The organism is Marinilabilia sp., from assembly GCF_016278715.1.
Taxonomy (GTDB): Bacteria; Bacteroidota; Bacteroidia; order Bacteroidales; family Marinilabiliaceae; genus Marinilabilia.
This window is the reverse complement of the sequence record NZ_JADQBH010000239.1, coordinates 1-26,031: the sequence shown is the minus strand read 5'-3', so window position 1 is coordinate 26,031 and position 26,031 is coordinate 1. Positions and strand designations below refer to the sequence as shown.

The following is a 26,031-nucleotide window of genomic DNA, read 5'->3' as shown; positions in this document are numbered from 1 at the left end:
CAAAAACTCTCAACATATTTCAAAACACAGATATGCGCTTATCGGGAAGAGATTGCTTAACAACATTGGCGATGTCCGATTTTTGTTACACACGAAACATCAGGAAACTGACAGTTGGCCCACATTCGGGAATTCGCTTCCATTTCACCTGTAATCCAGGGTTTGCACTCGGGGTTATTTAAATTGGCCCCTTCCATGGACCCACCGGTTCTTTCACAAACGAATCTAAAAAAGGGCAGGTCTTTTAAAAAGACCAACCCTTTTTAGGAGAACCTAATCATCTAGTTTTAATCAACAACCCTAAACTCAATAATTATTTGGAAAGATACTCATGAACATGCTCAGCAGCTTCGCGTCCTTTGGCAATGGCAGTTACAACAAGGCTGGCACCATTAGCAGCATCCCCGGCAGCAAACACACCCGGCCTACTGGCAGCAAATTCTCCGCTGATTTTTACATTACCACGCTGGTCAAGTTCCAGTCCCAGTTCTTCCACCACCCCTTTGTGAATTGGATGTACAAACCCCATGGAAAGCATTACCAGATCAACATCGATTCTCCTTACAGTATCTTCTTTCTCCTCCATTTTCCAGCGACCATTGTCCTGCATCCACTCCACTTCAACCACTTCAACCGCTTTCAATTTCCCTTTCTCCCCTATAAACTTACGTGTGGACAAGCCCCAGGTGCGCTCGCATCCTTCTTCGTGAGAAGAAGAAACTTTTAACATATTAGGCCAGTAAGGCCACGGATTATCAGGAGTTCTGGATGCCGGTGGCTTAGGCATGATTTCAATTTGCATTACCTTCTCAGCCCGTTGACGATTGGCTGTTCCCACACAGTCGCTACCGGTGTCACCCCCCCCGATAACCATTATCTTTTTACCCTTTGCATTAATGCGTTCACCATCGGAGAATTCCTCTCCACGGTTGATTTTATTTTGTTGTTTCAGATAATCCATTGCAAAATGAATCCCTTTCAGGTCGCGTCCTTCAACCGGAAGATCACGAGGTTGCATAGCACCAATAGCAAGTACAACAGCATCATAATCCTTTACTAAGTCACTTCCTTTCACATCATCACCTACAGAAGTATTGACACGAAACTCAATGCCCTCTTTTTCAAAAATCCGTTGACGGCGGTCAATGACCTTTTTATTCAGCTTAAAATCGGGAATTCCATATCTCAGCAACCCGCCAATCGCATCATCCCGTTCAAAGACGGTAACGCTATGCCCCTTTTGATTAAGCTGGTCAGCGACCGACAAGCCGGAAGGCCCGGACCCAATCACAGCTACCTTTTTACCCGTTCTTTTTTTAGGCACACGAGGCTGAATGAGCCCCAGTTCAAAGGCTTTTTCAACCGTAGAAGACTCGTTTTCCCGAATGGTCACAGCTTCTTCATGAATGGCCAACACACAAGATTTCTCGCAAGGTGCGGGACAAACTCTTCCGGTAAATTCCGGAAAACTATTCGTTGAATGCAGTACCTCGCTAGCCAGTTTATAATCACCCTGGTATAGGGCGTCCTGCCATTCAGGAATTTTGCTGCCCACCGGACAGGCCCAGTGGCAAAACGGAATGCCGCAGTCCATGCAACGCGAGGCCTGTAATTTCCTGTCCTGGTCGTTGAGTGTTTGTTCTACTTCACCATAATCATCAACACGCTCACTTATCGGTCTGTTCCCGCTCAGCTTTCGTTGAACCTCAATGAATCCTCTGGGATTTCCCATAGTTAATATCTATTATGAAGATAGCAGCGGAAAAATTAACTACCGCTACAATCTTTATTAATAATCCTTTTTCTACTCTCTCAAATGGGGTGCGTCTTCAGTTTCCCTGAGTTTTTTGTCCAGGTCTTCTACTTTCTGCTGCTCCATCACCTTTTTATACTCGAAAGGAATCACTTTCAAAAACTTAGGCAGATATTTATCCCAGTTTACAAGCACATGTCGTGCCTTCTCACTGTTGGTGTGGAGCAGGTGTTTATGAAGCAGGAATTGCAACTCCTGAATATCGCTAAAGTCCTGCACAGGCAGTAAATCAACCAGGCCTTTATTGCAGTAAAAATCAAAATTCCCTGATTCATCCAGCACATACGCGATACCACCACTCATCCCGGCTGCAAAATTTCGCCCGGTAGGCCCAATTACCACGACACGCCCTCCTGTCATGTATTCACAACAGTGGTCACCGGTACCTTCCACCACAGCATTGGCTCCTGAATTCCGAACGGCAAATCGCTCACCCGCTATTCCGTGGACATACAAATGACCACTGGTTGCACCATACAACACAGTGTTGCCAATAATAATATTCTCTTCAGGCTTAAACCTATGTCCCGTTGGCGGCACCACGACAATTTTACCTCCCGAAAGTCCCTTCCCGAGGTAATCGTTGGCATCCCCTTCCAGTCGGAAACTCACCCCATTTACCAGAAAAGCACCAAAACTCTGCCCGGCTGACCCGGCAAAAGAACAGTTGATGGTATTCTTGGGCAGCCCCTCTTCTCCATAGGCTTTGGAAACTTCGCCCGACAACATAGCTCCTACGGCCCGGTCGGTATTATTGAGCGGATAAGACATCCACACACGTGAGCCATTCTGGATTGCCGGATGGGCTTCCTCAATCAGCTTCCGGTCGAGCACTGAATCAATCTTATGATCCTGTTCGGTAGTATTATGCAATGGATATTTCTGGCCTTCCTCCGGAAAATGGAGCAATCCCGACAAATCAAGGCCTTTGGTTTTCCAGTTACCTACCTCCGGGTCTTGTTCCAGCAAGTCACTTCGCCCAATGATTTCTTCCATTGAACGATAGCCCATTTCAGCCAGAATTTCCCGTACTTCGGTAGCAATAAACGTAAAGAAGTTTACCAGATTCCTGTATTTTCCTATAAACCGTTTTCTTAAATCCTCATCCTGAGTCGCAATACCTGCAGGACAAGTATTCAAGTGACATTTACGCATCATAATGCAACCAAGTACAATAAGGCTTGAAGTGGCAAACCCATATTCTTCGGCTCCCAGAAGAGCCATTTTCACGACATCGTGCCCTGTTTTCAGCTGACCATCGGTTTGCAATTTTACACGCCCCCTCAGGTTGTTTAATACAAGCGTTTGCTGAGTCTCAGCGAGCCCCAGCTCAACAGGGAGTCCTGCATGTTTTATAGAACTGGCAGGACTGGCTCCAGTTCCGCCTTCTGTACCACTAATAACAATCAGGTCGGCATGGGCTTTGGCCACCCCTGCTGCCACTGTACCAACACCTGTTTCCGATACCAGTTTCACACTGATTTTGGCACGGGGGTTGGCATTCTTAAGGTCAAAAATCAACTGGGCCAGATCCTCGATAGAATAGATATCGTGATGCGGAGGAGGCGAAATCAATGTAATGCCGGGAGTTGAGTTACGAAGTTTTGCAATAACCTTATCAACCTTATAGCCGGGCAACTGCCCACCTTCTCCGGGCTTCGCTCCCTGCGCCACTTTTATCTGCAATTCATCAGCATTGACCAGGTAATTGTTGGTTACGCCAAACCGTCCGCTGGCCACCTGTTTAATTGAACTCCTGGCAGGCGAATTAAAACGCTTGGAATCTTCGCCACCTTCCCCGGTATTGCTTCGACCTCCAATTTCGTTCATGGCATAAGCCAACGCTTCATGGGCCTCTTTGGAGATAGAGCCATAACTCATTGCCCCGGTAACAAATCTTTTCAGTATTGCCTCGACCGGCTCCACCTCATTAATATTAATAGCCTTACCTTTCCGGGGTCTCAAAAAACCTCTCAGAAACAAGGGTTTTCGGTTATCCGTCTCCACCCTGCGGCTGTACTCTTTATATTTTTCATAATCGTTGCGTGCTGTTGCCCACTGCAGGAGTCCGATAGTTTCGGGATTCCAGGCATGCTTCTCACCATACTTTCTGAAAGCATATGCACCTGCACTCTCAAACGGACCTTTTGGCAACAACTCATCATAAGCTTTTTGATGAAATGCCAACACTTCTTTAGCGATCTCATCAAAGCCAACACCTCCAATACGAGAGGCCGTTCCGGTAAAATATCTTTCAATCACCTCATTGGATATACCAATGGCCTCAAAAATCTGGGCACCATGGTAACTTCGCAGGGTTGATATGCCCATTTTAGAAAGCACCTTCATCAGTCCCTTATCCACTGCCTTGATATATTTTTCGCGTGCTTCGCTATAGCTTCCTTCAACTTTCTCCTGTTCTACCAGTTCATTAATGGTAGCAAAACACACATAAGGATTAATCACACTGGCCCCATAGCCCAGCAGCAAAGCAAAATGCATCACCTCGCGAGCCTCTCCTGTTTCGATTATCAAGCCAATCTGCATCCGCTTTTTGGCCTTAATCAGATGATGATGCACCGCTGCAGTTGCTAAAAGTGACGGAATAGCAGCATTTTCCAAGCTCACCCCACGGTCACTCAGGATAATATAGTTATTCCCCTCATCAACAGCTTTCTCCGCATTGGTACAAATCTGCTCAAGAGCCACCTTCAGTCCTTCACCTCCCTGGGATGCAGGAAAAAGCATCGGCAATGTAACATGAGAGAATTCTTCACGACGGAAATCCTTAATTTTCCCCAGGTCCGTATTGGTAATAATCGGACTGGCAAACTTAATAGATCGACAATGTTCATAACTTTCGACCAGAATATTTTTTGACACCGACCCGATATAATTGGTGAGCGCCATCACCAGTCCCTCGCGGATAGGGTCAATGGCCGGATTGGTTACCTGAGCAAAATGTTGCCGAAAGTAACTAAACAATCTTTGAGGCTTGTTTGAAAAGATGGACATGGGGGTATCATTCCCCATAGATCCAATGGGTTCTACACCACTTTCCGACATGGGTTTGATGATAAGATTCACATCTTCCTTATTGTAGCCGAAAGCTTTCAGATACACATCGTAATTTTCTCCAAGGTCTGAAGAAACCCGCTGTCGAACCTCAATATCTTTCAGACTGATACGGTTCTCTTTCAACCAGTTTCCGTAAGGATGACGCATTGAAAGCTGAGATTTGATTTCCTCATCAGGAATCATAATTCCCAACTGGGTATCTACCAGTAACAGTTTCCCGGGTTTAAGACGTCCTTTGGAGACAATCTTTTCAGCAGGGAATGTCTGTACGCCAACCTCAGAGCCCATCACTATAAGATCGTCATCAGTAATCACATATCTTGACGGACGCAATCCATTTCTGTCCAGTGTTCCACCAATGTATCGTCCATCCGAGAAAACAATTGACGCAGGCCCATCCCAGGGCTCCATTATAGTGCTATGATATTCGTAGTAAGCTTTGAGACTTGGAGGAATCGGGTTTTTAGCATTCCAGGATTCCGGAATAAGCATCGTAAGTGCATGCGGAAGTGTGCGTCCTGTTAGGAATAAGAACTCCAGCACATTGTCAAGTGAAGCAGAATCACTTTTCCCTTTTTCAATAACAGGGAAGAGCTTTTTCAAATCATCTCCAAACATATCCGATTCCAACAGGCCCTCACGAGCCTGCATCCACAGTCGGTTCCCTTTAATGGTATTAATTTCACCGTTGTGAGCCAGAATTCTGAAGGGTTGTGCCAAATCCCAGGTAGGGAATGTATTGGTACTAAAGCGTGAGTGCACTAAAGCAATGGCACTCGCAATTTTAGGATTTTGTAAATCTGAAAAATACTCACCCAACTGAGCAGGAGTAAGCATTCCCTTATAAATAAATACTTTGGTGGAAAGACTTACAATGTAAAAGCCCTCCTTTGAGGATATTTTTGATTCACGAACAGCATTCTCGGTCATTTTTCTGACCAAAAACAACTTTCTTTCCAATGCATCCTGCTCCTCAAAGTTGCCCGTTACAAACACCTGACGAATCACCGGCTCGCTACTCCGGGCAATCTCTCCAATGGCATCCGAATTTACCGGTACATCTCTATAACCGATGAGCTCAAGTCCCTCATCAACCATATTCTTATTTAAAATCTCCAGGCAACCTTTGGCTTCATCGGGATCGCCCGGTAGAAAAATCAGGCCTGTTCCGTAATGCCCGGGGGCAGGAAGATCAAATTCGAAAGTATTGAAATAGTCGTGTGGAACCTGCATCAGAATGCCGGCCCCGTCGCCCGATTTATTGTCGGAACTCTCGGCCCCTCGGTGGGTCATATTCACAAGGACTTCCAACCCCTTTCGCACAATATCATTAGATGGTTTTCCTTTGATATGCGCGACAAATCCTATTCCACAATTGTCATGTTCATTGGCCGGATCGTACAGCCCCTGAACCTTGGGAAAACGTTGCTGCATACTGAAAATCTTTTAGAAGGAGATAAAACAAAATATTGGAGGACTTAAATGCCTGCCCATCATCCAATATTAATACTTTTATTACTGGCAAACACCCTAAGCTTAATAACCGAAAGCAAAATTACGATTTTAATTACGCTTTTCAAATTTTTTACAGTGAAATGTAACAATTACTCCTTTTTTGTTATTCTTTTTTAATAAAGTGTGTGAAGAATTTAACAAAGAAGAGATGTTTCGATACCCGTGTAAAAGCAACAGTCTTTTTTAATCCTACCAGGAGCTCCACCGTAAAAAAATCGCAACTCACAGGATTTAATCACCCTTTTACCGATTAACCCTCTTATATCATTAAAAATGATATTACTTTTGGTTTGAAGTTTAAACCCCAATTACCGTTAGCTTTAAAAAGTTTAGAGGTTAGACAAATCGAATCCCAAAGCTTCGGGATTAATACTTTTGTTTTAATCCCATTGACTTTTGAGCATATACAGATATCTGATAGCTTCTTATAATAAACTTAACGGACTATCGCAGATCAGAAGAACATAAGAAAAATCTATAAAAAAATAATCTGCTAATCAAATCATTCCATTATGGAACCAAAACTTGAAACAGAAAACACAAGCCGCAGTCATTCGCTTGCAGGAGCCGGTCTTATCATCATCGGTATCGTTTTACTCGCCGGTAATCTGGGATTCATCCCTCAACCCGTTTGGGACGTAATTTTCAGATGGCCCACTATTTTTCTAATCATTGCCATCATCAACCTGTTCAAAAAGAAATATATTCCCGTATTAATATTTACTTCTATATGGGCCTTTTTTGCTTTACCCGACATTCTCCCCTCCTTCAGGTCTGAAGAATTAAAAAATTACTGGCCAATCCTTCTAATTCTTGCCGGTCTGCTTTTCATTAATAGTCATAAAAAAAATAAGTCCGTGGCCACACCCCGCAAAATCAAAGGACATCCTGAAGATATGATTGACGAAGTAGCCATTTTCAGCGGAAACATCAAACGGGTAGAGTCGGAAAACTTCTCGGGTGGCGAGATTACTTCCATTTTCGGGGGCAGCGAACTTTATTTCAATAACTGCAAACTATCGCCAGACGGCGCCGTCATTGAGCTCGTAAACATTTTCGGAGGTAGCAAGATGGTGGTTCCACGTGACTGGAATGTTAAAATTGAAGTGACAAGTATTCTGGGTGGATTTGCAGACAAAAGAGTTTACCTGAACAACAATGGCCCTTCCAAAAACACACTTACCATAACAGGAATGACCATTTTTGGAGGCGGCGAAATCACCAACTTCTAACCACAAAATTTATGTTACATCCCGTACTGGCCCAAAAAAGATTGTTTTATGGCTTTATGGCCGGCTGGATAACGCTTTTTTTGGGGCACACCCTTTTTCTTTTTTACGAATACCTCCCTTTTAATCAGGCAGCCGTTGATGCCTTCATTTACAATGGGGTTTTCATGATTTTGTCGGTCGCCCTTTATTTTCCTCTTGCCTATCCCGAAGACTGTGCCCCGAGTGATTTCACTAAAAAATCCTTTATCTACCATGCTTTCCATAATATTGCCACCGGACTGGTAACCGTGACCATCTGGCTGGGTGCTTCCTTCTTTATTACTTCTCAATTATTAATTCAGAGTACTGATTACATCGATTTCGCCCGGGCAAGCCTTCCCATGAGAGCAGCCTTTGGAGGATTGCTGATTGTCCTCCTCATTTCCATGTATCACTTCATCAGTTTCTACAAACATCTGGAAGAAAAAAACACCAGAGAGGAACAACTCAAGAAGATGTTAAAAGAAGCTGAACTTAAAGCACTAAAAGCCCAGCTTAATCCTCATTTTCTATTCAACAGTCTGAACTCCATCAGTTCACTTACCATTTCCGATCCCGAAGGAGCAAGAGAGATGCTGACCCTGCTTTCGGACTTTCTAAGATACTCACTAAAAAAGAAGGAAGAGACATTACTTCCTCTCAAAGAAGAGATTAAAAACATTCAGCGCTATCTCGAAATTGAGAAAGTAAGATTTGGAGATCGACTGAATTGCGATTTTAGTATCCAGCCAGATTGCGCTGAAATGCCTGTTCCGGCAATGTTGCTTCAACCACTTTATGAAAATGCCATCAAGCACGGATTGTACGAAAGCATTGAGCCGGTATTCATAAAAACCCATTGCAAAGCAAGTCACAACAAATTGGAGATTTCGGTATCCAATAATTTCGACCCTGATAGTACACCCGTTAAAGGTGAAGGTGTTGGCCTGGAAAACATCCAAAACAAGCTTCTCCTTTTCTACAATCGCACTGACCTAATGACTATTAAAAGAGAAAACAATACTTTTGAAATTAAAATAAGCATCCCAAAACCTCCAAAAAAATGACACAACAATCAAACTTTACCGCTCTCATAATAGATGACGAGCCTCCGGCCAGAGCTGTTGTTCGTTCTTTTCTGTCTCACCACCCCTCCATTGAAATAGTGGGCGAATGCAGCAATGGGTTTGAGGCCATTAAAGCCATCCAGGAACAAAACCCTGACCTTATCTTTCTGGATGTTCAGATGCCTAAAGTTTCGGGGCTGGAACTATTGGAAGTTTTAGACGATGCCCCGGTTGTGGTGTTCTCCACCGCCTATGACCAGTATGCTCTAAAAGCTTTTGAAATGAGCGCTGTCGATTACCTGCTCAAGCCTTATTCACAATCACGCTTCAATCAGGCCATGGAAAAAGTCATGGAACAACTCAGAAAAGGAGAAAAAACAGATACAAAAAAGCTGGTTGAAGCCCACTCTGATGAAACTCTGTCATTACTTGAAAGAGTGGTTGTGAAAACCGGGAACAAAATGCATGTCATCCCCGTAGGAAAAATCCGCTACATAGAAGCCAGCGAAGATTATGTCATGATCTATGCCGACCATTCAAGGCATCTTAAAGCTCAGACAATGAAGTTTTATGAAACCCACCTAAATCCAGCCCAGTTTGTTAGGATTCATCGCTCTTATCTTGTCAATGTAACCTTCGTAGAGAGGCTGGAGCCCTATGACAAAGACACTTATGTGGCCATCATGAATGAAGGTCAACGACTAAAAATCAGCAGAACAGGCTACCGAAAACTAAAGGAAACCCTTAATTTTTAAGGAGGAGTACTCGCATAGAGCAAAAAGCATGGGGTGACATGGAGGATACTTGCCCGGAATTCCTCCTTCATAGAGATGAAATTACTCATTTATTCCTCAGATGGTTAGCCTATCCACTCACCAGCTAATATCCAAATCCAACCATACAAAAACCGATATTGCGACATAGATAACAACCAATATTTGGCATAAAACAAGAATATCGGCTAAATTCATTTTTAGGTATTCTGGTTCCTAAATATTTGTTTATTTTAGCAGAAATTATTTCAAACCATTAGTCATTTTACCAGAAACAACAAGCTTAGAAAAAAAAGACAACGGGAAGATACTTTCACTGCATTACGCATACTGAATAAAAATAGTTAAGAAGACTCACAAATTTGGAAAATAAGTTTTATTTTTCACTATCTTGAATTTTCAAGTATGGAAAAACTCAGAAAAATAGTCAACTTTTACGTGACGGGGTTTCAAAACATGCCACCCTGGGCAAGGGCATTATGGGCCATTATCCTCATAAAGCTCTTTGTTATGTTTGTTGTTTTGCGGTTATTCTTTTTTCCCAATCAGTTACAAAACAATTTTGAATCGGACGAAGATCGGGCCCGCCATGTGATCGAAAACATTACCACCCCATAAAAAATCAAACAGCTTAACGATAAAACCAAAAAAAATGCTTGAGAACATTGATTTCACCCTTGTCAACTGGTCACGAGGGCAGTTTGCACTAACAGCCATGTTTCACTGGCTTTTTGTGCCCCTGACTTTGGGTCTGGCCTACATTCTGGCCTACATGGAAACCATGTACGTAAAAACAGGTGATCCGGAATGGAAGCGTATCACGAAATTCTGGATGAAGCTATTTGGAATAAATTTTGCCATTGGGGTTGCCACCGGAATCATCCTGGAGTTTGAGTTTGGCACCAACTGGAGCAATTATTCCTGGTTTGTGGGCGATATTTTCGGAGCTCCACTGGCCATTGAAGGAATCATGGCTTTCTTTCTTGAAAGCACCTTTATTGCTGTGATGTTTTTCGGATGGGACAAAGTCAGCAAACGCTTTCACCTGACAGCCACCTGGCTAACAGCAATCGGTGCCAGTCTTAGCGCTGTCTGGATTCTGGTGGCCAATGCCTGGATGCAGAACCCGGTAGGCACTTTCTTCAATCCCGAAACGGCCCGCAACGAAATGACCAGTTTCTGGGATGTATTTCTTTCCGAAACCGCCGTCAACAAGTTTGTACACACCATTACCTCAGGCTTTGTTTTTGCTGCCATCTTCGTCATTGGGGTCAGTAGCTGGTACCTCATCAAAAACCGGGAGCACTTACTTGCCAAGCGAAGCATTGTTATTGCATCCGTATTCGGACTCATCAGTTCCTTTGTCCTTATCGGAACAGGAGACAGTTCGGCAAAAGAGATCGTGAAGACCCAGCCCATGAAATTTGCCGCCATGGAAGCACTTTACGAAGGACAAAACAATGCTCCACTCGTTGCCTTCGGAATTCTGGGGGGAGAGGAAAACTACAAAAACATGAATGCAGACAGCCAGTCAGACTTTCTGTTTAAGATAGAAATCCCATCCATGCTGTCGTGGCTGGCCTATGGAGATCCGGACAGCTATGTAGCCGGAATGAAAGACCTCATCATGGGAAATAAGGAACAGGGCATACTCTCCTACAAAGAGAAAATCATCCGTGGATATGAAGCCCAGCAATCACTCCGGGCACTTAAGGCCGCACAAAAAGAAGAACCCAACGGAGAAAAAGCAGAAGCCCTCAAGGCAAAATTCCGGGATCCGGCTTTCATCGAAAACAATGTACAGTATTTTGGATATGGCAGTTTTTACGATCCCGATCCGATACAAATAGAGAAGAATGCCTTTACCATGGTTCCACCTATTTCGATGACTTTTTATGCTTTCCACATCATGGTAATGCTTGGAGGACTGTTTCTGGTAATTTTTGCCGTTTTCCTCTTTCTGGTAATGCGCAACCAGCTTCACAATAAAAAATGGTTGCTGTGGGCCGGTGTCTGGACTATTCCATTGGCTTACATTGCACAACAATCGGGTTGGATTGTTGCCGAAGTGGGACGTCAGCCCTGGGTTATTCAGGATCTGATGCCCACCATGAAAGCGGTAACTCAAATAGATGTAGTGTCGGTAATGACCACATTCTTCCTGTTTGCCGTCATCTTCATCGGTCTTTTTATTGCCGAGGTAAGAATAATGGTAAAACAAATTAAGGTAGGACCTAAAAAAAAGGAGGACCCAAATAATGTTTGAATCACTTTCACATTTAGCACTACAGCAATATTGGTGGATAATCATTTCCGTACTGGGTGGCGCCCTTGTATTCCTGATGTTTGTACAGGGAGGGCAAACATTGATATATCAGATTGGTAAAGATAAGGACGAACGCACCCTGCTAATCAACTCACTCGGAAGAAAGTGGGAATTTACCTTTACCACATTGGTCGTTTTCGGAGGTGCTTTCTTCGCCTCCTTCCCGCTTTTTTACAGTACCAGTTTCGGTGGAGCTTACTGGGCCTGGATGATATTACTATTTGCATTCATTATTCAGGCTGTATCTTACCAATTCCGTTCACAACCGGGCAATGTATTTGGGCCACGTACCTACGAGACCTTTCTGTTTATCAACGGACTGATAGGAACCTTCCTGTTGGGCGTTGTGGTAGCCAGTTTCTTTACCGGTTCGCAATTCTCGCTTACCGACATGAACGAAATGCGCTGGCACTCGGCATTCAGAGGGCTTGAACTGCTCCTTAATGTTCAGAATCTATCATTGGGAATCGCTGTGTTTTTTCTAGCACGCACTTTAGGCCTGCTCTATTTCCTCAATTCAATCGAGGACGAAACCATTGACAAAAGAATCCGGAAGCATCTTTGGTACAACACCGTTCCTTTTTTAGTATTCTTCCTTACTTTCATCATCTGGCTGATGCTCAATGAAGGATATGCAGTGATGCCCGAAACAGGAGAAATATTCATGCAAGACAATAAATATTTCCTGAATTTGATTCAAATGCCGGTGGTTCTGGTTCTATTTTTAACAGCAATTGCTTTGGTTCTCTATGGCATTTTCATCAGCCTATTTAAAAAGAGCAATTCAGGCATCTGGTTTACCGGGGCCGGGAGCTTTCTGACTGTCTTTTCCCTGTTTCTGCTGGCGGGTTTTAATAACACTGCTTTTTATCCCTCAAACGTTGACCTCCAAAGTTCACTAACCATTATAAAAGCCTCGTCAAGCCACTTTACTCTAACCGTGATGAGTTATGTATCATTGATGGTTCCTTTTGTGGCTGCATATATCTGGTATACCTGGAGAGCCATTGATAAAAAGAAAATAGACAAGGATGAAATGACTTCCGGAGAAGCACACTTTTATTAAAGTGGGGCTTATTGTTAATTTGTCGCTTTATTTATAGCGGTTAGAAGTTTGACGAAACTTTTAATTTTGTATTATAGACTATTGGTGTTCGGTTAAAAACTGAAGATTACTTCACTCAGTTTGCAATGACACGACACTATTGAAATCCAAAAAAACAGAAACCTATGAGTTATTTTGCAGCTATTTTGATGTATTTATCATGGTTGGCAACAGTTGCGGCAGGTTATTTCGCATCGGTATATGCCATTAAATATTTCGACAAAAAATGGAAAGAAAAAACTGAAGCAGAAGGCGCTGTGAAAGGTTAAAATGATTCAATACCAAATACGAAAAAGGGCCTCACGCAATTGTGAAGCCCTTTTTCATATCATTCAATATGTTGCTATTTATCACCTTTGGATTTCTTAATCAAGTCCACAAAGTCATCAAAAAGAAATTCAGTGTCAGTTGGGCCGCTGGAAGCTTCGGGGTGAAACTGAGTGGAAAAGAAAGGCTTTGTTTTATGCCTGATTCCCTCATTGGTTTCATCGTTTATGTTCACAAAAAGTGGCTCCCATTCATTACTCAGCGAATCGGTATCCAAAACAAAACCATGATTCTGACTGGTAATATAGCAGGTACCAGTACCTACTTTAATAACCGGATGATTATGGGCCCTGTGTCCGTATTTTAGTTTGTGAGTGGAACCTCCGGCTGCGGTTCCCATCAGCTGATTCCCCAGACAAATACCAAAAATCGGTTTATTTCCTTTCAAAGCCTTACTAATATTTTGAATGGTAGTTTCGCACATTTGTGGATCTCCAGGACCATTGGCCAGCATAATACCATCAAAATCATCATTATTAAAATCATAATCCCAAGGCACCAGGGTAATTGTAGTGTCGCGCTTCAGCAGACAACGAATAATGTTGTACTTACCTCCCGTGTCAACCAATACAATCTTGTGTTTCCCGTTTCCGTAGGTAATCTTCTCTTTGGTACTCACTTTGGCCACCAGATTTTCTTTATTGGGGTCATAAAAATCAATCTGCTCCTCATCGGTTTCAATTTTGCCGAGCATTGTCCCCTTTTCGCGCAGCATTTTGGTAAGGGCCCGGGTATCAATTCCGAAAATTCCGGGAATCTCATTTTGCTTCAACCAGTCTCCCAAACTTCCCTGAGCGTTCCAATGACTATAATCGGTTGAATAATCGGAAATTACAAACCCGGAAACATGAATTTGGTCCGACTCATAAAACTTTGAAATCCCATTTTCCTTATCATCTTTAGGCACTCCGTAATTCCCCACCAGTGGATAAGTAGAAACCAATATCTGCCCCTCATAGGAAGGATCCGTAAGGCTCTCCGGATACCCCGTCATTGCAGTATTGAACACCACCTCTCCGGCAACAGCTTTGTGATATCCAAATGATTTTCCTTTAAAAACAGTTCCGTCTTCCAGAACCAGTTTAATCGGCATAAATTCAGGCATACTTAAATTCTTCTTTAAAAGTCCGATGCTCATACTCCCGCAAAAAATGCATTTACCACAAAATAAGGGTAAATGCATTTCGCAGGATTTATCAGGTTACAAAATTAGCAAATATTTTGCATTAGGTTACATCAAAAACAATAATTCATGAATATCTATTACAATCATGCAGAATATATGTATTTTTTATTCAATTATCTTGTTTTCAAAGGTGTATATTGAAGCCTGGGATAAACCGCCTTATAGGCAGGACGGATGATACGACGGCTTGAGCAGGTGACCTCCTCGATGCGATGCGCGCACCAGCCGGCAATTCTTGCAACAGCAAAGATGGGTGTATAAATCTCTTCAGGAATTTCCAGACACTGATAAACAAAACCGGAATAGAAGTCCACGTTTGCGCTAACTGTTTTTGAACTGGAGCCTTTAAATTTGTAAAACACCTCCGGAGCCAGGCGTTCAATCATTGCATAAAGGTTGAACTCCTTCAAACGATTTTTCTCGTTGGCCAGTTCCCCGGCCTTTTCTTTAAGGAGAATGGCCCGCGGATCGGAAAGGGTATATATAGCATGACCAATACCATAAATTTTACCTGTTCGGTCGTTAGCTTCTTTCATCAGAATTTTTCCCAAATAAGCAGCCACTTCTTTTTCATCCTCCCAGTTCTTAACATTTTGTTTGATGTTGTCCATCATATTAATCACTTTAAGATTGGCTCCACCATGTAATCCACCCTTAAGAGAACCCAATGCAGCTGAAATGGCAGAATAAGTATCGGTTTGGGCCGAGCTCACCACGCGCGTTGTAAAAGAAGAGTTGTTACCTCCGCCATGTTCGGCATGCAGCACAAGCGACAAGTCGAGCAAGTCCGCTTCAAGCTTGGTATACTTTTTCCCTTTAAGCATATAAAGGAAATTTTCGGCAGCACTTAACTCCGGTTGGGGATGGCGAATAACGAGCGATTTCTGCTGATAAGAGTGCCTCATCCCAAAGTAGGCATAGGCTACAATAACGGGAAATTTGGCAATCAGACTCATGGATTGCTTCAACAGATTCTCAGGCGAATAATTCTCTGCCTCATCATCGGCGGTATATAGTCCGAGAACTGAGCGTGCCAGCATATTCATGACACATCGACCGCGCAGGGAAAGAATCATGTTTTTAGAGAAAAAATCGGGCAGTGACCGTTCTTCCGCCAATTGTTTGGTAAATACACTCAATTGTTCCTTGTCGGGTAAATTCCCCGACAACAGCAAGTATGCGGCCTCCTCAAAACCATGCCGCTTATCCTCCTGAAATCCTCTGCAAAGATCTTTTAGTTCAATGCCACGATAAAAAAGTTCACCCTCGGCGGGGATGATATTTCCCTGTTCATCTTTGTTGTATCCCACCACATCGCCAATGTTGGTAAGTCCAACCAGAACACCTGAGAAATCAGCATTTCTCAATCCTCTCTTCACATTGTATTTCAAATACAATTCCTTGTCAATCTCGCATGACTGAACAGAGGCTTTTGCAAATTCATTCAAAAAGGTCATATTATTAGTTTTTAGGTTAATCAAGTAACTAATTTATTTACAGAATTCTGCACACGGTCAAAATCGAACAGAGCAATCGCATTTTTCATTTTTTTCTTTATTTGTTCATTACACAAATTGCCTATACTCCCCTCATGTGTGTGGTGCACATTTGCGGTATCGGGTGAAAACTCACCCTTTTCAATTTCCATCCCCACTTGTTTGTAGGCATCCCTGAAAGTCATCCCGGCCAGAACCCGCCGATTCACTTCTTCCACACTAAACGCAAATTTATAGCGTTCGTCATCCATAATATTTTTTGAAATTTCCATTTTGGATACAGCGGTGGTCATCAGGTCGATACAGCTAAGAATATCCTCAAACGCTGGAATGAATACCTCTTTGGTAACCTGCATGTCCCTGAAATATCCGGATGGCAGATTACCGATAATCAAAGCTATCTGATTGGGTACATCAATCAACTTGTTACAACGCGCACGTAACAGCTCAAAAACATCGGGATTTTTTTTGTGGGGCATGATACTGGATCCGGTGGTAAAGGCATCTGGAAGTTTCAAAAAACCAAAATTCTGGCTCATGTACAAACAAGCATCCATGGCCAGGCGTGAAAGGGTAGAAGCGATAGACGACAAAGCCATAGCTACGGAACGTTCCATTTTGCCTCGCCCCATCTGGGCATAAACCACATTGTAACTCAAATCGTCAAAGCCGAGCAAACGGGTTGTCAAACTTCGGTCCAGCGGAAATGAATTGCCATACCCAGCAGCTGCCCCAAGTGGATTCTGATTGACAATACGCCAGGCAGCCTGTAAAAAGTACAGATCGTCAACCAGGCTTTCGGCATAAGCTCCAAACCACAGCCCGAATGAAGATGGCATAGCCACCTGAAGATGTGTATAACCGGGCAATAGGTCGTTCTTGTGAACCTCACTGCGTTGCTGCAAAACGCTGAATAAATCTTCAACAGCACTGGTGACTTTCATAATCCCGTCACGTGCAAAAAGTTTAAGATCCAACAACACCTGATCGTTTCTGGAGCGTCCGCTGTGAACCTTCTTTCCTACGTCACCGAGCTTACGTGTAAGCTGCATCTCCACCTGTGAGTGCACATCTTCAACACCTTCTTCGATAACGAAATCACCGTCCAATGCATTTTTATACAACCGCTTTAATTCAGGCATCAACACCTTTACATCCTCCTTTTCAAGAAGACCTACTTCACCCAGCATTATTGAATGAGCCATAGTCCCCATAATATCGAAAGGCGCCAGAAACAAATCCAGCTCACGGTCTTTACCTATGGTGAAAGATTCTATTTTTTTATCAGTATCCGTACCCTTATCCCAAAGCTTCATAAACTCAATCGCATTTGCAAGAAATTAAACCCCAAAAAATTGTAGTGAAAAAGTTTAGTTGATCCCCGTCAGAGCTCAAAAATGCATAATATTCATTTTTGCTAAAAATAAATACACTTACAGTTTTAACCCAATTTGTTGCCAAAAAGTTGAAACCGTCACAAAAATAAGAGAATTTTTTAAAATTCACCTATCAGAAGTCCAAACAAACAACCAAATCAGCTTATTTTTAATCATTTTAAATTGAATGAATATTCAATCCATTCAGTAACCTGAAGTAAATATCGATACCTTCCACGATCTCCCTTTTACCTATAAATTCATCAACTGTATGCGAACGTGCCGAATCCCCGGGCCCGATTTTAATCGTAGTAAAAGGCATTCGAGCCTGGTCGGATGTTGTTGGAGAACCGTACTTGGAAAGTTTCAGTTGCTCACCACGAAGAACCAGTGGATGACCAACAGGGATGAATGAACTGTTTAACCGAAAGGAACGCGCTTTTAAATCACCCGGAACTTTCTGCTGAATCAATTGAAAAAGTTCCTCATTGCGGTAAAATTCATTGACTCTGACATCGACCATGAATTTACAAACATCAGGAACCACGTTGTGCTGTAAACCAGCCTGAATTCCTGTCACTGTCATTTTAACAGGGCCCAGAAACTCTGATTTCTCAGAGAATTGAAAAGTACGAAACCAATCCAATACCGGCAGCGCTTCATAAATGGCGTTAATACCCTCTTCCCGGGCTGCGTGACCACTCCTGCCCTTCACCTCACCATCGATAACCATCAGGCCCTTCTCTGCCACTGCCATCTGCATTTGGGTGGGCTCGCCAACAATTCCAAGGTCAATGCGTCCCAAATCACCTAAAATCGAAGCCACACCCCCATCCCCCGAGACTTCTTCTTCGGCGGTGGCGGAAAAAATAAAATTGTAATTCTGAAGAGTTTCATTCAGTCTTCGAAAAACAGCCAGCAGTGAAACGACAGAAGCTCCGGCATCGTTACTGCCAAGTCCAAAAATGCAATCGTCCTTTTCGGTAGGACAAAAAGGGTCGTAAGTCCAGGCCGATGAAGGCTTTACAGTATCCAGGTGCGAATTGAGAAGTATAGTAGGCTTATCGGGAGAAAAGTTTTGTGATTTCACCCATAAATTATGCCCTTTCCGTTCGGGATTCAGCCCTTTGGATTTTAAAAACTGCTCAAACAAATCGGCAACATCCTTCTCTTCCCCGCTAAACGAACGGATAGCAATCATTTGTTTTAGCAATTGAATTGCATCTGCAGTATAAGGATGTAAAGTCATAGTTGTAAATTAGTAGTTAATGAGCAGTGGAGATTCCAATCATTGACCTACCCAAGGAACTAACGAAATCAGATAAATGGCACATTCCAAAAGGCTTATGATTAAAGTTCGCTAAAAGAAAACTTAATTTGTTTAGAAAAAACCTTACACGCCAAGGGTAGTGCCGCTTCCTGGCACAGACAAACCTTCAGTATTGGTAATTATCACTTCGACCACACCGTTAGCCAGCGAATTAAATCCATTCTCCAGTTTGGGAACCATTCCTTCTGAAATAATACCTTCGTCCCGATACATATCAAAAAGCTCCCGGTTCAAAAACGGAATCACAGAGCTGTCATCATCAGGGTTAATTAAAACACCAGGTTTTTCAAAGCAAAACATCAGACTGGTATCCAAAATCTTAGAAAATTCAACTGCCAGAGAAGAAGCAATTGTGTCGGCATTGGTATTCAATAAACGGCCCTGACCATCGTGCGTCAAGGGGGCAACAACCGGAACGATTCCCTGCCTAATCAAGGGAATAAGAGAAGTGACATTTACCTCATCCACATCACCCACAAAACCGTAATCCACGTCGGCTCCGACCCGTTTATGGGCCTTTATCAGATTCAAATCAGCCCCAGTAATGCCCATTGCATTGATTTCCATCGCCTGCAAACCGGCAACAACTGTTTTGTTAACCAAACCACCATATACCATTACAACCACCTCGAGCATGTCCTCATCGGTGATTCGCCTGCCCTCCACCATTTTGGTTTCGATACCCAAACGACTTGCCATCGTGGTGGCAGAGCGACCGCCGCCATGAACCAATATTTTAGGATTCGGCAATGCGGAGAAATCCTCCAGAAAATCATGGAGTGTTTCCGGATTTTCTAATACTCTTCCTCCTACTTTTACTATTGTGAGTTGTTGATCCATTATCCCCTGGTTTTACTGCAATTAAAGCGATTCAAGCATTCTTTTTAAAACTGTCTGGGCAGAAACCACGCGGTTGGCGGCTTCCTGAACAACAATAGAGTTCGAACTTTCAATAACTGCATCGCTAACCACCATATTTCGTCTGACTGGCAGGCAGTGCATAAACTTAGCATCATTGGTCAGGGCCATTTTCTCTTCATCGACAGTCCAGCTGCGATCTTTCGAAAGGACCTTTCCGTATTCTGAAAAACTCGCCCAACTTTTGGCATAGATAAAATCGGCTCCTTCAAAAGCTTTCCTCTGATCGTACTCGACATTAACCCCTTCCATAAATTCCGGAGCCAGTTCATATCCCTTTGGATGGGTAACCGTTAAATCCACATCAGCCTCTTTCATCCACTCCACAAAAGAGTTAGGCACAGCCTGTGGTAGAGCTTTAGGGTGTGGGGCCCAGGTCAGCACCACTTTAGGACGTTGAGCGGAGCGGTATTCTTCAATGGTAAACAAATCCGCGAAAGCCTGCAACGGATGACGCGTAGCCGACTCCATACTGATAACCGGCCGTCCGGAAAGCTCAATAAACTGATTGAGCAGTCTTTCACTGTAATCTTCCTCTTTGTTTTCAAACCTGGCAAAAGACCTCACCCCGATGATATCGCAATACTGCCCGATAACGGGAACCGCCTCACGGATATGCTCAGGTTTGTCACCATCCATCACCACACCAAACTCGGTTTCCAGTTGCCATCCGTCCTTGTTGATATCCAGCACAATTACATTCATGCCGAGATTTGTGGCGGCTTTCTGGGTACTCAGACGGGTACGCAAACTTGAATTGAAAAATATCAATACAATCGTTTTATTCTTTCCCAGATGCTGATGTGCAAACGGGTTTTTCTTTACTTCGGCAGCTTCTTTTAGTGCCTGCTTTAAATCGCCGATATCTGAAGGAGTAAGAAATCTTTGCATAGTTTTTTGATATAAAAGTGCTAATTATTTGAAGATTAAAGGATAAAGGAAAAAGCCTCAAAATCAGCCCAACGGGGAACCAAAAGAAGGTTAGAAGATTTGAGATTATACAACCTGTTCTACCTTTCCGGTTTCCAATGTCCAGTCCGACTTCGAAACAATGGCGGATCAGGGACGAGCAATCCCGTCACTCTCAATCAGCCATTTATAGCTGGTCAGTTCTCTGAGTCCCATCGGGCCACGGGCATGCAATTTCTGAGTACTGATGCCTATTTCGGCACCCAGACCAAACTGAGCCCCATCGGTGAATGCGGTAGAAGTGTTCGCATACACAGCAGCGGCATCCACTTCATTAAAGAAGCGTGCGACCACCCCGGCATCCTCGGCCATTATGGCTTCGCTGTGTCTGGAGCTATACTTCGCAATGTGTTTTAAGGCTTCATCAAAGCTATCAACTACTTTAACAGCCATCCGAAAATCCAGAAACTCGGTTCCAAAAGATTCCCCATCTGCTTTTTCTAAAAGGCTTTCAGGATAATGCGACGTCAGAACCTTATAGGCCCTTTCATCGGCTTCGATAGCAACATTTTTCATAGCCATAGCGGCAACCAACTCATGTAAATCATTTAATCGATCAACATGAATCACCAGGCAATCCAATGCATTACAAACACTGGGCCTCCGAGTTTTAGCATTGTAAACCACTTTCTTGGATTTTTCCAGATCGGCCGAAGCATCCACATAAGTGTGTACAATTCCGGCTCCCGTCTCAATAACCGGTATCTTGGATCCCTCACGAACCGAATTAATCAGCCCCTGAGAGCCGCGTGGTATCAGCATATCCACATAGCCATCGGCCTGCATCAGATCCCGGGCAGCTTCCCGATCAGGTGGAAGCAACTGAATCACCTCTGAGGATACAGAGTGTGACGCCAGACATTCACGAATGATCCCCACTGCGGCCAGATTGGAATGCCATGCATCCTGTCCGCCCTTCAACACCGATACATTACCCGACTTAAAGCACAGGGCAAATACGTCGAACGTAACATTGGGACGAGCTTCATAGATTACCCCAACCACTCCGATGGGAACAGTCACCTTTTTCAGATTAAGACCTGATGGCATGGAGCGTTCGGTAAGCACCTCGCCCAAGGGAGAGTTCATATTGGCTACATCGCGCATATCAGAAGCAATACCCTCGATGCGTTCTGCGGTAAGTTTTAATCTGTCGTAACGCGGATCGGACTCTTTCATCCGCTCCAAATCCTTTTTATTGGCGCTCAATAACAATGCGATTTTTGCCACCATATTGTCCGCAAGATCCAATAAAATAGTCCGGATAAAATCATCATTCAGACGCACCATAATACATGCTGCCTCTTTTGCTTTTTTAAACTGTTCCAGGTTGGTCATATCCAGTCTTTTACTTATATTTCAATCAATAAAACCTCATTGGCGGTTCAGTGAACATCGGGATAGATAAACAGATAATCGTAATGAACCAGTGGCCGATATCTGCTATCCTTCAGATGTCGAAGGGCAATTGATTTTTCGTACTGAGCTCTTCCGATTCCGATAAGAACTCCTTTGGGGTCGCGAATTCTCAACAGGTCCCCTTTTTGAAAGTCCCCGGAAAAAGAAGTCACTCCGGCCAGCAATAAACTTCTTGCTTTCGTTCCGGTCAGAGCTAACCTGGCACCTTCATTCACTTCCACTTCCGCTTTCGCAAACCCCTCGGCATACGCCATCCACTTTTTAATGGCGGGTTTTGGACTATTGGGCTCAAAACGAGTATGTGCAACCTCTGCCGGTGTTCGGGCAAGGTCGAGAATAATATTGTCGCGCATTCCATTGGCAATGTGTACCGCCACACCCGAGTCCGCCGTTTTTCGGGCAACCCGGCATTTTGTCAGCATTCCTCCCCTTCCAAAATTGCTTCTGGTGGTAGAAATATATTTTTCCAAATCGTTTTCATCCTCATTTATTAAAGGAACCAGTACCGAGCCTGGTTCTCCGGGCATTCCGGTAAAAATACCATCCACATTGCTCAAAATGAAAAGTGCGTCGGTACTCATCATAGAAGAAACCATTCCGGCCAACTCATCATTATCGGTAAACATTAAAGCAGTAACCGACACAGCATCATTCTCATTTATTATCGGCACAATGTTGTTTTCGAGCAAGACCGAAAGACAGTTCTTCATATTCAGATAATGCTCCCGAGTGCCAAAATCCTGCTTAGTCACCAGAACCTGTGAGCAGATCAGACCATTTGCGGCAAACAATTCAGAATAGATATTGACCAATTTCACCTGTCCAACCGAGGATAAGAGCTGCCTTTCGGACACAGGGTCTTTGGCGATTTTATTGACCACCATACTTCGACCGGCAGCCACAGCACCACTGGAAACCAGAATAACAGCTAATCCCAGTTCATGCAATTGCGCAATTTGCGAAGTCAGATGTTCAATCCTCTTCAAATCCAGCGTTCCATCCGGGCGGGTAAGCACGTTCGACCCGACTTTAATGGTAATAGACCTATAATACAAATCTGATTTTGTCACTTCTTTTTACTTCCGTTTTCAATTTTCTCGAATGAAGTAATTAACCCTTTGATGAGAGCAGAGCTAAAGCCCTGGTGCTCCATCTCGTTCAATCCGGAGATGGTTATCCCTCTCGGAGTGGTCACTTTATCAATCTCCGCTTCGGGATGAGTTTCTCCTCTGATGATCAGCTCTGCGGCGCCTTTCACTGTTTGAGAGGCAATTTTAAGGGCCAAATCAGAGCCAAATCCAATCTCGACCCCACCCTGAGTAGCTGCACGAATAAACCTTAGCGCAAAAGCAATTCCACACGCGGCAAGCACCGTTGCAGAAGCCATGAGCTCCTCCGGAATAAACTGAACAATCCCTGTGGGTTCAAACAAATCCCTAATAACAGCCTCCTGCTCTTCTGTTGCTTCATAAGAAGAGACGCAAGTCATGGATTCTCCGATGGAGATGGCCGTATTGGGCATCACCCGGAAAATGGATTTTCTGCCGGATGCCATATCGGAAATCTGGCGGGCATCAACACCTGCAGCCAAAGAGATCAGCAAAGCTTTATCCGACAAGGCAGGTTCAATTTCTGCCAGGATATCCTCCAGCTGGAAAGGTTTCACTGCCAAAATAACAAGGTCTGCATTTTTCACAGCCCCCACGTTATCCTGGCCCACAACAATCCCGAATTCCTCCAAAGACTTAATCAGATGCACCCTACGGCGAGTTACCACAATCTCGCCATCAAAAGGCTTAACGGAGCTCACCAGCCCTCTGGCAATGGCAGTACCAAGATTTCCGCCACCTATAATTGCAATTTTTTTGATCATTCCGGATAAATTTTATTTTCTCCAATAATCGACTTCTCCTGAATATTAATGTGCGCCCAGTTTTCGCCGCGTTTGATTCGATGTAATTGAATTTCGCTGATCCCAAACTGGCGGGCAATAATTTTAAGACGAGTCTTACGCCCCGGATCTGAAATGCGTTTTTTCAGCAACATCACCTGTGTATCGGTAAGTTTGGCACCCTCGCAAGGTTTTCGGGCTTTCATTCTTTTTCGTCCTTCCAAAACCGAAGGATTGCCCTGCTGATGATCAAACATATCCTTTTTATTTGCCCATCGCAAGTTTTCCACAAAGTTATTACACTTATTGTAATCCAAATGAATCACAAATGTCTGACCATCATCATTTTTATCAATGAATTGCTCAGCAACAAGCTTGTGCACGTAAAAAGTAGTAGACCTTCCGAAAGGCCTGAGTGGCAAGGTCCTGTAGCCTTTCAGCACTCCACCTTTTACAAATGCAGCATCACTTCGGTCATCAGCACAGAAACTGATAATACGTCCGTAATTAGAGACTGCATACCGTTTTCTCAATGCTCCTTTTTCAAAAGGAATCTCTTTCCATTCTTCATTCCAATAAGACTCAACCATAATCATTAGGGTTTAGGGTGCCAAAAGGCGGCCTAAAGCCCGGACAAAGACAGATGCCTGCTCCACCGTCAGGGTAAGCGGTGGCAACAGTCTGATGATATTGGTCGAAGAAACCCCCGTAAAAATATGCTCTTCCTTCATCAGGGTTCTTCTAAGCGGTGCTACTTCGGTGTCGAATTCAAGTCCAATCATCAGACCCCGACCCCGAACTTCCTTAATTCCATCCATCTTTCCAAGCTCCGTCAACAGATAATCGCCCGTTTCGGCAGCATTTTTGATTAGCATTTCGGACTCCATTACCTCCAGCACAGCAAGACCGGCCGCACAAGCAAGATAATTGCCTCCAAAAGTTGCGCCAAGCATTCCATGCCTGGCCTCAATATCGGGGCTAATCAAAACACCACCAATGGGGAATCCATTGGCCATTCCTTTGGCTGTTGTTACTATATCTGGTTTAATATCTGCTTTTTGAAATGCGAAGAAATTTCCGCTACGCCCATACCCCGACTGTATTTCATCAAGAATGAGCTTGCAATCATATTTTTTGCATAACTGCTCCAGCGACTTCAAAAATAAATCGTCCGGTATCTGAACGCCTCCTATGCCCTGAATCCCTTCAATAATAACCGCACACACATCTCCGGATTTTAGTTCTTCTTCAACCAGCCCAACGTTGTTGATGGGCAAAAAGGTCGCCTCAGATCCCTTGTTTATGTTAGCCCGGATTCTTTCGTTATCGGTCACACTAACAGCCGCCGACGTCCGTCCGTGAAAAGCCTTATTGAAAGCAATGACCCGCTTCTTTCCGGTAGCAAAAGAGGCCAGTTTCAAAGCATTTTCGTTGGCTTCGGCCCCGCTGTTGCAAAGGAAAAGGGAGTACTCGTCCATACCGGACATTTTACCAAGCTTACGGGCCAACTCCTGCTGAAGAGGATTCATTACCGAATTGGAATAAAACCCAATTTGCTCCAACTGGTTCTCAATACGCTGAATGTAATGAGGATGTGAATGCCCGATAGAAATAACAGCATGTCCCCCATACAAATCCAGATATTCAGTCCCCTGCTCATCTGTAATATAACATCCCTTACCCGATACCGGAGTAACATCCATCAGCGGATAAACGTCGAAAAGTTTCATAAACGAAAAATCTTAAAGATTCCGGAGATACCGGCACTTATTTCTTCTACCCGGATTAAGCGATGCCGCTCAACGATTATGAAAATGAAAGGCTTTCACAGAAAAAATTGGTGAAAGCCAACATTTTCTAAATCGGGGTTAACTCTAAGTAAAGCGATACTTCCCTAAACTTGTATAGCTCATACTTAAGTTCTTGCAATAATTGGTTTGGAAATGTCGCTGCACTCAACTGGGTGCAGCGACAAACGAATCTTCGGGTGTGGGATTGAAAAAATGAACACCTAAATTTAAACCGTAAAAAACAACCCTTATCTATCTCAAAAAGCCACTGGCTTAAGTCGTAGCCCCTCCGATTCGTCCAAACCAAACATTAAATTCATATTCTGAACAGCCTGCCCGGAAGCTCCTTTGGTCAGGTTGTCTATAACACTCACTATATGAAGCTTACTGCCATATTTCTTT

20 protein-coding genes and 1 pseudogene are annotated in these 26,031 nt (G+C 43.6%); 7 read left to right on the top strand and 14 right to left on the bottom strand.

What is annotated here, in order from left to right; translation table 11 throughout:
• Positions 1–313: 313 nt before the first annotated feature.
• Both QZZ43_RS14840 and gltB read right to left on the bottom strand, forming a co-directional pair.
• Positions 314–1,732: a glutamate synthase subunit beta gene (locus QZZ43_RS14840; protein ID WP_291861053.1), complete on the bottom strand. Its 1,419-nt coding sequence runs from the start codon at positions 1,730–1,732 to the stop codon at positions 314–316.
• A 72-nt stretch (positions 1,733–1,804) separates the two neighbouring features.
• The gene (gltB, locus tag QZZ43_RS14835) at positions 1,805–6,325 is read right to left on the bottom strand and encodes a glutamate synthase large subunit (RefSeq protein ID WP_291861052.1); all 4,521 of its coding nucleotides are present in this window, start codon (positions 6,323–6,325) and stop codon (positions 1,805–1,807) included.
• Between the two features lie 593 nt (positions 6,326–6,918).
• Here gltB and QZZ43_RS14830 point away from each other — a divergent pair.
• From QZZ43_RS14830 to QZZ43_RS14800, 7 genes are all read left to right on the top strand, one after another.
• A complete protein-coding gene (locus tag QZZ43_RS14830; protein WP_291861050.1) occupies positions 6,919–7,638 on the top strand; it encodes a LiaF domain-containing protein in 720 nt (239 codons plus the stop codon).
• A gap of 11 nt (positions 7,639–7,649) precedes the next feature.
• Positions 7,650–8,723, top strand: a complete 1,074-nt coding sequence (locus QZZ43_RS14825; RefSeq protein ID WP_291861047.1) for a sensor histidine kinase — start codon at positions 7,650–7,652, stop codon at positions 8,721–8,723.
• Positions 8,720–9,478 (top strand): LytTR family DNA-binding domain-containing protein, encoded by a 759-nt coding sequence (locus tag QZZ43_RS14820; protein WP_291861045.1) that lies wholly within the window; start codon positions 8,720–8,722, stop codon positions 9,476–9,478. Before QZZ43_RS14825 ends, QZZ43_RS14820 begins: the two co-directional genes overlap by 4 nt.
• Positions 9,479–9,901: 423 nt before the next feature.
• Entirely contained in the window at positions 9,902–10,114 is a 213-nt protein-coding gene (locus QZZ43_RS14815; protein WP_291861042.1) for a DUF4492 domain-containing protein, read from the top strand.
• 34 nt (positions 10,115–10,148) lie between these two features.
• Positions 10,149–11,762, top strand: a complete 1,614-nt coding sequence (locus tag QZZ43_RS14810; protein ID WP_291861040.1) for a cytochrome ubiquinol oxidase subunit I — start codon at positions 10,149–10,151, stop codon at positions 11,760–11,762.
• The gene (cydB, locus tag QZZ43_RS14805; protein WP_291861037.1) at positions 11,755–12,888 is read left to right on the top strand and encodes a cytochrome d ubiquinol oxidase subunit II; all 1,134 of its coding nucleotides are present in this window, start codon (positions 11,755–11,757) and stop codon (positions 12,886–12,888) included. The genes QZZ43_RS14810 and cydB overlap by 8 nt, the downstream gene beginning before the upstream one ends.
• 164 nt (positions 12,889–13,052) lie before the next feature.
• Complete coding sequence (locus QZZ43_RS14800) at positions 13,053–13,196, top strand: hypothetical protein (protein WP_291861035.1); 144 nt, start codon at positions 13,053–13,055, stop codon at positions 13,194–13,196.
• Positions 13,197–13,270: 74 nt separating this feature from the next.
• On the opposite strand, the gene carA is transcribed toward QZZ43_RS14800, so the two are convergent.
• The 12 genes and pseudogenes from carA to QZZ43_RS19640 form a co-directional block, all read right to left on the bottom strand.
• Positions 13,271–14,359 carry a glutamine-hydrolyzing carbamoyl-phosphate synthase small subunit gene (gene carA / locus QZZ43_RS14795; RefSeq protein WP_291861032.1) on the bottom strand — a complete coding sequence of 363 codons (1,089 nt, stop codon included), beginning with the start codon at positions 14,357–14,359 and terminating at the stop codon, positions 13,271–13,273.
• A 194-nt stretch (positions 14,360–14,553) separates the two neighbouring features.
• Complete coding sequence (locus tag QZZ43_RS14790) at positions 14,554–15,897, bottom strand: citrate synthase (RefSeq protein WP_291861029.1); 1,344 nt, start codon at positions 15,895–15,897, stop codon at positions 14,554–14,556.
• 20 nt (positions 15,898–15,917) lie between these two features.
• Positions 15,918–17,252 carry an argininosuccinate lyase gene (gene argH, locus QZZ43_RS14785; protein ID WP_291861026.1) on the bottom strand — a complete coding sequence of 445 codons (1,335 nt, stop codon included), beginning with the start codon at positions 17,250–17,252 and terminating at the stop codon, positions 15,918–15,920.
• Positions 17,253–17,490: 238 nt separating this feature from the next.
• Positions 17,491–18,561 (bottom strand): M20 family metallo-hydrolase, encoded by a 1,071-nt coding sequence (locus QZZ43_RS14780; RefSeq protein ID WP_291861023.1) that lies wholly within the window; start codon positions 18,559–18,561, stop codon positions 17,491–17,493.
• A gap of 144 nt (positions 18,562–18,705) precedes the next feature.
• Positions 18,706–19,482 (bottom strand): acetylglutamate kinase, encoded by a 777-nt coding sequence (argB, locus tag QZZ43_RS14775; protein WP_291861021.1) that lies wholly within the window; start codon positions 19,480–19,482, stop codon positions 18,706–18,708.
• Between the two features lie 21 nt (positions 19,483–19,503).
• Complete coding sequence (locus QZZ43_RS14770; RefSeq protein WP_291861018.1) at positions 19,504–20,451, bottom strand: N-acetylornithine carbamoyltransferase; 948 nt, start codon at positions 20,449–20,451, stop codon at positions 19,504–19,506.
• 168 nt (positions 20,452–20,619) lie between these two features.
• Complete coding sequence (locus QZZ43_RS14765; protein ID WP_291861015.1) at positions 20,620–21,867, bottom strand: glutamate-5-semialdehyde dehydrogenase; 1,248 nt, start codon at positions 21,865–21,867, stop codon at positions 20,620–20,622.
• Positions 21,868–21,914: 47 nt separating this feature from the next.
• Complete coding sequence (gene proB, locus QZZ43_RS14760) at positions 21,915–23,018, bottom strand: glutamate 5-kinase (protein ID WP_291861014.1); 1,104 nt, start codon at positions 23,016–23,018, stop codon at positions 21,915–21,917.
• Positions 23,015–23,821 (bottom strand): pyrroline-5-carboxylate reductase, encoded by an 807-nt coding sequence (proC, locus tag QZZ43_RS14755; RefSeq protein ID WP_291861012.1) that lies wholly within the window; start codon positions 23,819–23,821, stop codon positions 23,015–23,017. Before proC ends, proB begins: the two co-directional genes overlap by 4 nt.
• Positions 23,818–24,429 (bottom strand): NUMOD4 domain-containing protein, encoded by a 612-nt coding sequence (locus QZZ43_RS14750; protein ID WP_291861010.1) that lies wholly within the window; start codon positions 24,427–24,429, stop codon positions 23,818–23,820. The genes proC and QZZ43_RS14750 overlap by 4 nt, the downstream gene beginning before the upstream one ends.
• A gap of 12 nt (positions 24,430–24,441) precedes the next feature.
• Positions 24,442–25,569: an aminotransferase class III-fold pyridoxal phosphate-dependent enzyme gene (locus QZZ43_RS14745; protein WP_291861008.1), complete on the bottom strand. Its 1,128-nt coding sequence runs from the start codon at positions 25,567–25,569 to the stop codon at positions 24,442–24,444.
• Between the two features lie 317 nt (positions 25,570–25,886).
• Positions 25,887–26,031: pseudogene (locus QZZ43_RS19640) on the bottom strand (N-acetyl-gamma-glutamyl-phosphate reductase); the annotation flags it as partial.